Below are 12103 nucleotides of genomic sequence, written 5' to 3'. Positions count from 1 at the left end.
ATTTTGGTTGATTGTAAGTGATATTTTTCTGTAAAGTCCTGGAAACAGGCATAGAAAAACCACCCTTTCATATATTTCTAAATATAGAATTACTGCATTTGCATATGATAGTTGTATCGCTTTGAATTATTGTCTTCACTGGTACCGGTGCAATCCGGAAAACAGCAAAAAATACAGTGCTTTTCTGGTTATCAATTCCTGTTTTTATATTTTTATGAAAAATAGTTGAAAAAACAGGAGGAATATATTAGAATATACCCCAAGAGATGATATTGGACAGACAAAAGGAGGTGGTTTTAGTAAGCGCCGTTCTGTTTGGCAAATATCAGCTATACGGCATCTTGGGAACCGGCCGGGCAGGGACAGTGTTTTTGGCGGTTCATCTTGGGCTTGAGGAGTACCGGGCGATCAAGCGGGTACCTAAAAGCTTTCTGAAATTTGAAGATCTAAGGCGTGAAGCACTGGTTCTTAAAGAACTGCGCCATCCTGGAATTCCCATTATTTATGACGTAGAAGAAGACGAATTTTATAGTTATTTGATCGAAGAGTATCTGGAAGGAGAATCTTTATATGACCTTGTAAAAAAACAGGGCCATCTATCGCGGGCACTGACCATATCATATGGAATTCAGTTGACCAGCATCATCAGTTACCTGCATCTCGCAGGACCAAACCCCATATTACATTTGGATTTACAGCCGAAAAACCTGTTATTGTGCCATGACACCATAAAACTGATCGACTTTGGACTTGCTGCATCCCTGGCTGATGCAAATATGCCCGGAGAACGGTACGGAACCGTGGGTTGTGCGGCGCCGGAGCAGTATTCAAAGAATGGAGTGCTGGATGTTAGAACAGATATTTATGCCATTGGTACTATCATTCATTACCTGTTTACAGGAGAATTTCCAAAACTGCCTTATAAACCGGCTGCATCAATGGATACCGATCTGGCTGCCCTTATTAAACGGTGCATAAAAAAGGAAAAGGAAGAACGGTTTTCATCAGCAAAGGAGCTGGAAGAAAGGCTCAGACAGCTTGAAAACATGGGAACGGCTGCAAAGGACCGTCTACAATCATCATCTCTTACAATTGCTCTTGCAGGGAGCAAATCAGGGGCCGGAACGACTCATATAGGAATCGGCCTGTCTGTTTATCTTAGAAATCACGGATATCCCAATTTATTTGAAGAAAAAAATAACTCTGGCATGGGCGCCGGGCTTGGTGACTATGCGTCTGCAAAACGGGACCAGTATGGTCTGATGCGCTGCCGTGGCTTTGTCTGGAAACCTTATTATGGTCCGGGAGTGAAGTTAAAAGATCCGCCCTTTAGGGTCCGCATTCTGGATTATGGAAAAGATCTTGAGCAGGCGCTGGGGGCAGGCCCCGACAGGGTGATACTGATATGCGACGGCAGCAGCTGGAGCAGAAGCAGCACCTTTTTCTCAGTAGAACAGGTTGTAAAAGGGCGTATTCCCTATGGGATCGTATACAACCATGCAGCCGGGGGGATCAGGATAAGGCTGCCTGAAGGGGCGGCTCCCTCCCGATGCTTGAAGGCCCCTTATTATCCGGATCCTTTTGCCCCAGATGCGGAAGCAGAAGATTTTTACAAGGTGTTCCTGGAAGAAATTTTAGAAATAAAAATAAGGAGAAAAAAAGGGATCAGCGGGCTTGCAGGCTGGATCGCACAGCGGCTGACCGGAATGCTTCCGGGCAAAGACCGTACCTTTGGGAAAGGATAAACGCCGCATGAATGGAATGGCAGAAAAGGTATGGAAGCTTTTGCGCTCCGGTAAAAAGCCGGTCAGCCAGGAAGTCATTGGGATTATAGGCACCGGCAGAGGAGTGGGGGTGACTCATTATACGGTTATGACGGCAGGATATCTGGGCGGGGTCCTGGGAAAGAGGTGTGCGGTTTTGGAGTGGAACAGTCATGGGGATTTCCGGAACATGAGAAAGCTGTGCGCTGAGGAAAAGGCCCAGGCAGAATTCTGCCGGATCCTGGAGGCGGATTATTATGAAAGAGCGGGGATTGATACCCTGCTATTGTGTAAAAAGTCCGGTTACCAGGCGGTGATTGTGGATTACGGAACCGTAAAGGAAGGCAATCTGGAAGAGTTTTTAAGATGTGACAGGCAATTTGTTCTCGGAAGCTTGAGTGAGTGGCAGATAGAAGCGTTTCTGGAGTTTGAGGGAAAGAGGAAAAAAGCGGAAAAGAGCTGGAAGACTCTCGTGTCATTTGGCAGCGAGGAAGCCAGAAGGAATGCAGAAAAGAGGCTTAAAATACCCATCTTTCGGATTCCGGTTTCAGTAGACGCATTTGCTGTCACCGGTGAAATCATAGGCTTTTACCAGCAGTTTTTTTAGGCCTGGGGAGGGATTGTGTCACGGCAATATCCTTGTGGTTCTCTCCCGGGCCTATGCAGTACAAATGAAATGATACGGGGGAGATGTGGATGAGAACAGAGGATGCCAGGGAAAGGAATGAGCGCACAAAAGAAGGTGAGTATCTGGCAGGGCTCAAAAAATACCGGGATCAGGGAATTGCCATCATTATTGACGGAGAGGAACTGCCGGAGGAAGATTGGAACAAAATATTTGAAGTAAGGGAGGACAACAGTTTTTACATGGCCGATTATATTCCTGACAAAAAGACAGGAAAGCTGCAGGAAATAAGATTTGACCGGGTTTATAACCGGTAAATTTTAGAAAGTGCCAAAGGGGACGCGCGCTGGATGCCATCTTCAGCCTTAAGCTGGTCATATAAGCGCGTCAGGGTAGGATCAGGGGATTTGGAACGTAATGAAAATGTAAATTCCAAAAAAGAAGAATTGTGGTATAATCTTCACGTAAGCAATGAGCAGTGGGAAAAAGTCAGGAGAAGATTTTCGTTGTGCCCGCACATAAGAAAATCTTATCATGATCTTTTTCATAGGGCGAATGCCCGTGAGCCTGTGAATCCTCAGGATTCGCAGGCTTGCACTACGGATGCATGGTACATACAGGAGGAAAGCAGATGAAGAAGAAAGCAGTGCCGGTTCTTGCGGCGCTAGGATTAATTTTGTTAGTGACCGCGGGGTTTTTCGGGGTCCGGTTTCTGGAACGGTATATTCCGTCAAAGGAACAGGCAGATATAACCGAACTGCTGGGAGTAAAAGAAGATGAAGTTGCCCTCTATCTCAATGAGGATTTGCAGGAAGCAAAGGGGCTTTTTCTGCAGGGACAGACCTACCTCCCAATCACGTGGGTAAATGATATGCTGAATGAACGGTTTTACTGGGACAGCAATGAAAAGCTCCTGGTGTACGCCCTGCCGGACACCATTGTCTATGCGGATCATTCCACTGTCGGAGCGTCGGGGAAACCCCTCATATGGGTGGATGAAAACGGGGTTTATTTGTCCATCGGTCTGGTGGCAAATTATACGGATATCCGCGTGACGGCCTATGACGGAGCTCAGTTCAAGCGGATCTTTATAAATAATAACTGGGATGCCCAGAAAAAAGCCATTGTTTCCCAAAAGGGGAATGTCAGGGTAAAGGGCGGAGTGAAAAGCCCTATTGTGACCTGGATCTCTCCTGGAAGCCAGGTTACGGTCCTGGAATCCATGGAAAAATGGGATAAGGTGCGGACTGATGACGGATTTGTGGGCTATGTGGAACGCAAGCGGCTTGGAGAGATGACCAGCGAGGTTCCTGCAAGCACCTTTGAAAAGCCGGTTTACACCAGTATTTCCATGGAAGAACCGGTTTGTCTTGCCTGGCACCAAATGACGAATCCGGAAGGAAATGCTTCCTTTGACAGCCTGATCGCCAATACGAAAGGGGTCAATGTCATTTCCCCCACCTGGTATGAGCTTACGGACAATGAGGGGAACTTCCGGTCTCTTGCCCAGGCGGATTATGTAAAAAAGGCCCATGACAAAGGACTGAAGGTCTGGGCTCTCATCAATAATTTCAGCCCTGATGTGAATACGGAGATCCTCATGTCAAAGACCTCCACCAGACGGAAACTGATTGAAGCTCTTATGTCTGAGGTGGAACAATACGGCCTCGACGGGATCAACCTGGATTTTGAGGGGATCAAGGAAGAAGCAGGGGTCCATTATATCCAGTTCATACGGGAGCTTTCCATACCTTGCCGCAAGAAAGGGATCGTTCTTTCCGTGGACAATTACGTTCCGGCTCCTGGCAACCAGTTTTATAACCGGAAGGAACAGGGGATCGTGGCGGATTACGTAATTGTTATGGGATATGATGAGCATTATGCAGGCGGAGATGCCGGCTCCGTTGCTTCCATTAATTATGTGGAAAACGGAATTAAGGATACCCTGGCTCAGGTGCCAAAGGAAAAGGTGATCAATGGGATCCCCCTTTATACAAGGGTGTGGACCGAGGGAGAAGACGGGAAAGTCACCTCCTCTTCTATGGGTGTTGCCCGTGCAAAGGAGTGGGTCAGTGAAAATAATGTGGAATTGTACTGGCAGGAGGAATTAGGCCAGTATTACGGGGAACTGCAGTCAGAGGAAGGAATTAAAAAGCTGTGGCTGGAGGAGGAACGCTCCATTAAGCTTAAGATGGATTTAATCAAGCAGTATGACCTGGCAGGGGTGGCCTGCTGGAAGCTGGGATTTGAGCCCTCAGATTTATGGGATGAAATCCAGTTTGATAAAAAATAGACAAATGATGTGAAAGAGACAGGAAGGTCAGGTTATGAGAAACAGGATCGTATTGGCAGCATTACTGGCCGCGGCATGCATGCTGGCGGGTTGTTCTTTAAAGGAAGCGGTGCAGGAAAGCACCACCGCAGAAACCACTCTGCCTCGGGAGACGGAAACTACAAAGGCAGAACCACCCACCACAGAAGAAGTTCCCCAAACTTCCGAAGAACCGGCTTCAGAGCCGCCGGAGGAAACCATTGAAGGTGGCTGCAAGATCATTGTGGCTACGGATATGCACTACTTAGCCAGGGACCTGACTGATTTTCAGAAAGGTTTTCAGTACAGCATAGACCATGGCGACGGCAAGGTGATGCAGTATATCTGGGAAATCACCGATGCCTTTGTGGAAGAGGTGAAGAAGGAGCGGCCGGACCTGGTGATCTTAAGCGGGGATTTGACCTATAACGGGGAAAAGGAAAGCCATGAGGAATTTACCGAAAAGCTTGGAGAACTGGAAGAAGCCGGGATTCCCGTAATCGTTATACCGGGAAACCATGACATCAATAATCCCCAGGCAGCTCAGTTTGTGGGAGATACCTTTTTGGGGGCGGAAAATATCACTCCGGAAGAATTTGAAGAGATTTACCAGGATTTTGGATACAATGAAGCGGTCAGCCGTGATCCTGCTTCCTTAAGCTATGTTTACCAGATAAATGACTATACCAGGGCATTAATGCTTGATACCTGCCAGTACGAACCAAAGAATCTGGTGGGCGGAATGATACGGGATGATACATATGACTGGATTGAAGAGCAGATGGAAGAAGCATGGAATCTGGGAATGAATGTGATACCTGTAGCCCACCATAATCTTCTTGATGAAAGTGAGGTATACTTGCAGGACTGCACCATTGAACACAGCGAACAGCTCATTGACCAGCTGGAAAGCTGGGAGGTGCCCTTGTTTTTAAGCGGTCACCTTCATGTACAGCACTACATGAGGTCAGGTAGTGATACCGGGATTTATGAGATTGTGACCAGTTCCTTATCCACGCCGCCCTGCCAGTATGGAGTCCTATATTATGGAGATGACGGTAGTTTCCGTTATCATACAAATTCCCTGGATATGGAGGGCTGGGCGAAAGAGACTGGAAGCACCGATAAGAATCTTTTGAACTTTGATGAATTTGGAAAGAAGTTCTTAAGTAAGGTGTTTTATAACCAGGCCCAGGATGAATTTAAGAGCCTTGATACGTTTAAGGACCTGACAAAATATCAGAAGGAGCAGATGGCAAAGGTCTATGCAGAGCTTAATGCCGCCTGCTATGCGGGAAAAGTGGCGGACATCCGGGATAAGGCTATGGCAAAGGCCGGTTATAAGATGTGGGAGGAAGAAGGGTATCCCAGCATTCTGGCCCAATATCTGGAATGGATCACCTCGGATGGAACAAAGGACTATAATGTATTGAGTTCAGAATGACAGGAAAGTAGCAGGGAGCAGTTCTTTTTTATTTCGCTGAAAGATATAATTCATTAAGAAAGTGAATTAGGTAGAAAATGTGAAATTAAAAAAGTGGGAACCCTTTATGGCACTGATTTTGCTGGTGCTGGTATATGTGATATCAACTCAGGCCGGAAAGATGGCGGCAGGGGTCAATGCAAAGGCCGGAAAAGAAAAACCTGTGGTGGTCATTGATGCGGGACACGGAGGAAATGATCCGGGAAAGATCGGCGTTGACGGAACCCTGGAAAAAGATATAAATCTGCAGATCGCAAAACGTTTAAAGAAGTATCTGGAAGCTTCCGACGTGGAAGTGGTCCTGACCAGGGAAGATGACAATGGTCTGTATTCCGAAAGGGACAGCAAAAAAAAGATGGCTGACATGAACAAGCGCTGTGAGATCATCAATGATGTAAGCCCGGCTCTCACCGTCAGCATCCACCAGAACAGCTATCACCAGGCGGATGTTTTCGGAGGACAGGTATTTTACTATAAAAAGTCCGGAAATGGAAAAAAGCTGGCAGAGATCCTGCAGGACCGGTTTGATTACGTGCTGGGGGAACAGAACACCAGACTGGCAAAGCCCAATGATAACTATTATCTGCTTTTGCATGTGCGGACCCCCATTGTGATTGTGGAATGCGGATTTTTGACTAACTGGAAGGAAACGGCTCTCTTAAATTCCCCGGATTACCAGGACCGGCTGGCATTCACCATTCACATGGGAATTATGCAGTATTTGAATGAAAGATGAAAAAGTGCCGGAGATGCCACCGCTGTAAGGCGGCATTAAGAGGAATCTTACATAGCGGCCCGAGCAATAAATGTGCAGGATCTATCGTATGAGAAAACACCTTGAAATGGTTATTACTGACCAGTCAAGGTGTTTTTTTATGTCCGTTTTGCAGGAGATCCTCCCGTTTCCTGTATAATTTCAAAGAAAGAAAAGGTGGAGGAATAGATGGAAGAAAAAATTGCTGGTAACGGGTGGAACAGTTATCCCATGGTTTTGGTCATAAACGGACAGACCCATCACCGCCTGGGAGCTGCGCAGCTGTCCCGGACTGCGATATAAAACGGAAGGTCGAGTTTAACCGGCAGGCGGTGGCCGCCCTCAATGCGGTCAATGAGGATCTTTGCCGTCATCTGGCCCATTTCTTCCACAGGGATATGAACCGTGGTGAGCATTGGAGTCAGATACTGGGCAGTGTCAATGTCATCAATGCTGATGATTGAGACGTCTCCGGGGATTTTAAGGCCGGCTTCATGAAAGGCCTTCATGGCTCCGATGGCTGTGATATCGTTGCTGCAGAAATAGGCGGTGGCGTCACAACCGGCATTTAAAAGGCGCTTTGCCCCCTGATAGCCACCCTCTGAGGAAAGGGCCACGTTGGCAACATACTCCTTGCACAGGGGGATCCTGCGGGCCTTTAGACCGTCGCAGTATCCGGTATAACGGTTTTCGGATTTGGTTTCCCCGATGTATGCGATTTTCCGGTGTCCCAGTCCGGTTAAATAGCCGGTGGCCGCAAGGGCGGCCTGGTGTCCGTCGCAGATGATCTGATCGTATTTTGCTTCCAGATTATTTAAGCCTGTATAGGCCAGGCAGTTGAAATATTTCTTCAAAAGGCCGAGAAGCTGTTTATCGCAGCGCCCCAGAATCACGACCCCGTCCACCTGGTTGTCTGTGATCAGGCGGAAGGTGCCTGGATGATTGATATCAAAAGAAGAAAAGGAATATTTTAACACATAGTTTCGTTTAAAGGCTTCCTGTTCAATGCTGCGGGCGAGGGAGGAGAAAAATAAGTCGGTTACAGTATCCGTTGTACGCGCGAATAAGCAGGCAATGGAGCGGGAGGAGACAAGGGCTGCTTTTTTCTCTCCAAGCTTTAAGTTACGGGCAGTGGGATTGGGCGTGTATCCGGTCCGGCGCACGATCTCCCAGATCCGGTCCTGTACTTCCTTGCTGGCCGCGCCATGAGTGTTATTGTTCACGACCCTGGATACGGTGGAAATGGACACGCCGGCTTCTTCCGCTATTTCCTTTAATGTCATATTCTACCTCCGTAAAAATATCTTGAATGTTATTATAAATCATGATCCATAAAAACAGTATACCATAAAACCCAAACGTTTGGGTAAAATTTGCACAAATCCGGGGGAGAATATGTTACGCTGATATCATAGAAACGGAAACCTTTGGGTTTCGGTACAATGCAGTGAAATGATTTTGTAAAGAGGAGAGTGGATCAGAAATATGAATGGCAATGTTCTGGTAGTACATGGAGGCGGCCCTACTGCCGTGATCAATTCCTCCCTGTATGGCGTGATCAAAGAGGCAAAGGAAAGCAAAAAGGTTGAAAAGGTATACGCTGCCATGGGAGGCAGCGAGGGGATATTAAAAGAGGATTTTCTGGATCTCATGAACTTTCCGGAGGAAAAGCTTCAGCTGCTTTTGGAAACTCCATCCTCGTCTATCGGTTCCTCCAGGTACGCCCTGGAGAAGGAAGATTATGAGGCCATGTCTGCCATATTTGAAAAATATCATATCAGGTATGTTCTTCTTAATGGAGGCAACGGGACCATGGACACCTGCGGAAAGATCAATGAAGCCTGTAGAAAATCAGGAGTCACGGTGGTGGGGATCCCCAAAACCATAGACAATGACATTGCGATTACGGACCATACTCCGGGATACGGCAGCGCGGCCAGATACATTGCTGCCACAACTGCGGAGGTAGGGATGGATGTAAAATCCCTTCCCATCCATGTATGCGTGATCGAGGCCATGGGAAGAAATGCGGGCTGGGTCACGGCAGCCTCGGCTCTTGCCCGGAAAAAGCCGGGAGATGCGCCTCATCTCATTTATCTGCCTGAGCGTCCGTTTAAGGAAGAAGAATTTTTAGAGGATGTAAAAAGGCTTCATGAGGAAAAGGGCGGCGTGGTTGTGGTTGTCAGTGAAGGATTAAAGGGAGAGGATGGAAAGCCGGTGGTTCCTCCCATCTTTAAGACAGGACGGGCTACTTATTACGGTGATGTAAGCGCCCACCTTGCCAATCTGGTGATCCGGAAGCTGGGCATCAAGGCCAGAAGTGAAAAGCCGGGGATCTGCGGACGTGCTTCCATTGCATGGCAGTCAGCCGTGGACCGGGAGGAGGCTGTGCTGGCAGGACGGGAGGCTTTAAAGGCTGCCATGGAGGGCCAGGGCGGAGTAATGATCGGATTTATACGGGAAGCCGGAGAGGGTGGAGAATACCGCATCCGTGCGGAACGGATCCCCATTGAAAAGGTCATGCTTCATGAGAAAGTCATTCCGGAAAGCTTTATCAATGAGCGGGGAAATGACGTGACCCGGGAGTTTGTGGAATGGTGCCGTCCCCTCATCGGCCCTGAACTAAGAAATTTTATAGATTTTCAAGAGATCAATAAAAATGGCTTAAACATATAAACAGAAAGGTGAGGATCATAAAAATGAAACATATTTTTTTGAACTTAAAGCGGTTTGACATTCCCCGGGAAGCAGGCGGTGTAAATTCCATTGCTCCCATGGACCAGTGGGGAAGGTATATTGTATCCAATACCCAGGAAAACTTAAAAAGGTATGAAAATGAGGATGTGGAGTTTGCCATGTATTTTCCGGAGGCTCATTTGATTCCTGCGGTAAATGCTTTAGCGGAAAACAGCCCGGTGAAGATCGGATGCCAGGGAGTCTACCGTGAGGATACCGCAGTTGGAGGAAATTTTGGCGCTTTTACTACAAACCGTACGGCAAATGCGGCAAAGGCCATTGGCTGTACCACCACCATCATCGGTCATTGCGAGGAAAGACGAGATAAGGCAGGAGTGCTTTTGGAAGCAGGGGTGACCGATCCCCAGGCAGTCAGCCGCCTGATGAATAAGGAGATCGGACAGGCCATTAAGGCGGGTTTATCTGTACTTTACTGCATTGGAGAATCCGCAGAGGAACAGCCCCGCTGGCAGGAGGTGTTAAGGGAACAGCTTGAGACCGGGCTTTTTGGTGTGGACACCTCCCGTGTGGTCATTGCCTATGAGCCGGTATGGGCCATCGGGCCGGGGAAGACTCCGCCGGATGGAGAGTATATTGCCAGGATCGGCTCCTATATCAAGGAAGTGACAGGAGGTCTTCCTGTGGTTTACGGAGGAGGGTTAAAGACTGACAATGCACGGATGCTGGCTTCCATTCCTGTCATTGACGGAGGGCTGATCGCCCTGACCAGATTCCAGGGAGAGATCGGCTTTTATCCTGAGGAATATCTGGAGATTATAAAGACTTATTTAGGAAAATAAAGTTAAAAGAAAAATACCTTTTAACCTTGAGTTTGTTAACAGCGTGCCTTGTTTCACCGGGCATCCACTGGATACACAAGCATATCCGCTTAATTCGTTCGTATATAAAAATCGGAGAAAAGGAGAATTATAAAATGAATGTAGCATTGGAGTATGGACAGGGAACTGTAAACGTCACATTGCCGGATACTGCGGATATTTTTATTCCGGGAGAGACCGTACCGGATCCGCCTTATATTCCGGAGGATCAGCTGGAGGAGAAAACCCTTGAATCCCTCCGCAATCCCATGGGCATGGAGCCTCTTTCAAAGCTGGCTCATAAAGGCTCTAAAGTGACCATCGTATTTCCCGACAGGGTAAAGGGAGGAGAGCAGCCAACCTCTCACAGAAAAGTTTCCATTAAGCTGATTTTACAGGAGCTGTATGATGCGGGCGTGGAAAAGAAGGACATCCTTTTGATCTGCTCCAACGGCCTTCACAGGAAGAATACGGAAAAGGAGATCAGGGCCGTGCTGGGGGACCAATTATTCCATGAGTTCTGGTATACCCATCAGATCATCAACCACGACAGTGAGGATTACGATCATCTGGTAGACCTTGGGACAACGGGCCGGGGTGATCCTGTTCTTATGAACAAATACGTATATGACAGCGATGTGGCCATTCTCATCGGACATACCCAGGGAAATCCATACGGCGGCTATTCCGGGGGCTACAAGCATTGCTCCACCGGAATCACCCACTGGCGTTCCATTGCCTCACACCACGTGCCCGAGGTCATGCACCGGGCGGACTTCACTCCCGTAAGCGGCAAATCCCTTATGAGGACGAAATTCGATGAGATCGGGCAGCACATGGAACAATGTATGGGAAAGAAATTCTTCTGCTGCGATGCAGTCCTGGATACCAGGTCACGCCAGATCGAGATCAACAGCGGGTATGCGGCTGTGATGCAGCCCCACTCCTGGGTCACGGCTGACAAGCGAACCTATGTGCCCTGGGCGGAAAAGAAATATGATGTGATGATTTTCGGCATGCCCCAGTTTTTCCATTACGGAGACGGAATGGGGACTAACCCCATCATGCTGATGCAGGCTATTTCAGCCCAGGTGATCCGCCATAAGAGGATCATGAGCGATAACTGTGTCATCATCTTTACCTCCACCTGCAACGGATATTTCCATGACGAGCTGTGGCCCTATTTAAAGGAAATGTATGACATGTTCCAGAAAGACCAGATGAACACTCTGCCGGATATGAACCGTTACGGAGAGTATTTTGCCACTGATGAAGAATACATCCGAAAATACCGTTACTGCAACGCCTTTCATCCTTTCCACGGCTTTTCCATGATCAGCTGTGCCCATGTTGCGGAGATGAATACCTCTGCCATTTATTTATGCGGAGCACAGGAACCGGGATATGCCAGAGGCATGGGGTTAAAGACCAGAGCTACGGTGGAGGAAGCCCTGACAGATGCAAAGAAGAAATTTGTGGGGCAAAATCCCAATATCCTGGTGCTTCCCCAGACCTTTAAGCTGAGCGCCGTCCATTTAATGATGAAGGGAGAAACGCCTGACGGAAAGGGACATGAAGATAGCGGCTGCATGGCCCATCATCATAAATAGGGG

Annotated in this window: 10 protein-coding genes; 9 read left to right on the top strand and 1 reads right to left on the bottom strand. The window is 47.9% G+C overall.

The genetic code is table 11. The annotated features are described in order from the left end of the window. The first annotated feature begins 272 nt into the window (after nucleotides 1-272). The 6 genes from K401_RS0106705 to K401_RS0106675 all read left to right on the top strand — a co-directional run bounded on the left by K401_RS0106705 (nucleotide 273) and on the right by K401_RS0106675 (nucleotide 6918). Nucleotides 273-1745 carry a serine/threonine protein kinase gene (locus tag K401_RS0106705; protein ID WP_024292233.1) on the top strand — a complete coding sequence of 491 codons (1473 nt, stop codon included), beginning with the start codon at nucleotides 273-275 and terminating at the stop codon, nucleotides 1743-1745. 7 nt (nucleotides 1746-1752) lie between these two features. Then, a complete protein-coding gene (locus K401_RS0106700; protein WP_024292232.1) occupies nucleotides 1753-2370 on the top strand; it encodes a hypothetical protein in 618 nt (205 codons plus the stop codon). An 89-nt stretch (nucleotides 2371-2459) separates the two neighbouring features. Continuing rightward, the gene (locus K401_RS0106695; protein WP_034620286.1) at nucleotides 2460-2705 is read left to right on the top strand and encodes a hypothetical protein; all 246 of its coding nucleotides are present in this window, start codon (nucleotides 2460-2462) and stop codon (nucleotides 2703-2705) included. Between the two features lie 314 nt (nucleotides 2706-3019). After that, the gene (locus K401_RS0106685) at nucleotides 3020-4681 is read left to right on the top strand and encodes a glycosyl hydrolase family 18 protein (RefSeq protein WP_024292229.1); all 1662 of its coding nucleotides are present in this window, start codon (nucleotides 3020-3022) and stop codon (nucleotides 4679-4681) included. Between the two features lie 34 nt (nucleotides 4682-4715). Beyond that, on the top strand, nucleotides 4716-6143 hold the full coding sequence (locus tag K401_RS0106680) for a metallophosphoesterase (protein ID WP_024292228.1): 1428 nt from the start codon (nucleotides 4716-4718) through the stop codon (nucleotides 6141-6143). A 106-nt stretch (nucleotides 6144-6249) separates the two neighbouring features. After that, complete coding sequence (locus K401_RS0106675) at nucleotides 6250-6918, top strand: N-acetylmuramoyl-L-alanine amidase (protein ID WP_330362235.1); 669 nt, start codon at nucleotides 6250-6252, stop codon at nucleotides 6916-6918. Between the two features lie 278 nt (nucleotides 6919-7196). On the opposite strand, the gene K401_RS0106670 is transcribed toward K401_RS0106675, so the two are convergent. Continuing rightward, on the bottom strand, nucleotides 7197-8219 hold the full coding sequence (locus K401_RS0106670) for a LacI family DNA-binding transcriptional regulator (protein ID WP_024292226.1): 1023 nt from the start codon (nucleotides 8217-8219) through the stop codon (nucleotides 7197-7199). Nucleotides 8220-8421: 202 nt separating this feature from the next. On the opposite strand from K401_RS0106670, the gene K401_RS0106665 reads away from it, so the two are divergent. The 3 genes from K401_RS0106665 (at nucleotide 8422) to K401_RS0106655 (ending at nucleotide 12100) form a co-directional block, all read left to right on the top strand. Continuing rightward, a complete protein-coding gene (locus K401_RS0106665; protein ID WP_024292225.1) occupies nucleotides 8422-9612 on the top strand; it encodes a diphosphate--fructose-6-phosphate 1-phosphotransferase in 1191 nt (396 codons plus the stop codon). 23 nt (nucleotides 9613-9635) lie between these two features. Continuing rightward, nucleotides 9636-10472: a triose-phosphate isomerase family protein gene (locus K401_RS0106660; RefSeq protein WP_024292224.1), complete on the top strand. Its 837-nt coding sequence runs from the start codon at nucleotides 9636-9638 to the stop codon at nucleotides 10470-10472. A 134-nt stretch (nucleotides 10473-10606) separates the two neighbouring features. Next, a complete protein-coding gene (locus tag K401_RS0106655) occupies nucleotides 10607-12100 on the top strand; it encodes a lactate racemase domain-containing protein (RefSeq protein WP_024292223.1) in 1494 nt (497 codons plus the stop codon). The last annotated feature ends 3 nt before the right edge of the window (nucleotides 12101-12103 follow it).

Source organism: Lacrimispora indolis DSM 755, assembly GCF_000526995.1.
GTDB classification, from domain to species: domain Bacteria; phylum Bacillota; class Clostridia; order Lachnospirales; family Lachnospiraceae; genus Lacrimispora; species Lacrimispora indolis.
Note: the sequence above shows the minus strand (reverse complement) of the source record. Positions and strands in the feature narration are given on the sequence as shown.

What these genes read in the sequence shown, in the direction of transcription:
- K401_RS0106700 (WP_024292232.1), top strand. Translation starts at nt 1,753, where the DNA reads ATGAATGGAATGGCAGAAAAGGTATGGAAGCTTTTGCGCTCCGGTAAA.
- K401_RS0106695 (WP_034620286.1), top strand. Translation starts at nt 2,460, where the DNA reads ATGAGAACAGAGGATGCCAGGGAAAGGAATGAGCGCACAAAAGAAGGT.
- K401_RS0106685 (WP_024292229.1), top strand. Translation starts at nt 3,020, where the DNA reads ATGAAGAAGAAAGCAGTGCCGGTTCTTGCGGCGCTAGGATTAATTTTG.
- K401_RS0106680 (WP_024292228.1), top strand. Translation starts at nt 4,716, where the DNA reads ATGAGAAACAGGATCGTATTGGCAGCATTACTGGCCGCGGCATGCATG.
- K401_RS0106675 (WP_330362235.1), top strand. Translation starts at nt 6,250, where the DNA reads ATGGCACTGATTTTGCTGGTGCTGGTATATGTGATATCAACTCAGGCC.
- K401_RS0106670 (WP_024292226.1), bottom strand. Translation starts at nt 8,219, where the DNA reads ATGACATTAAAGGAAATAGCGGAAGAAGCCGGCGTGTCCATTTCCACC.
- K401_RS0106665 (WP_024292225.1), top strand. Translation starts at nt 8,422, where the DNA reads ATGAATGGCAATGTTCTGGTAGTACATGGAGGCGGCCCTACTGCCGTG.
- K401_RS0106660 (WP_024292224.1), top strand. Translation starts at nt 9,636, where the DNA reads ATGAAACATATTTTTTTGAACTTAAAGCGGTTTGACATTCCCCGGGAA.
- K401_RS0106655 (WP_024292223.1), top strand. Translation starts at nt 10,607, where the DNA reads ATGAATGTAGCATTGGAGTATGGACAGGGAACTGTAAACGTCACATTG.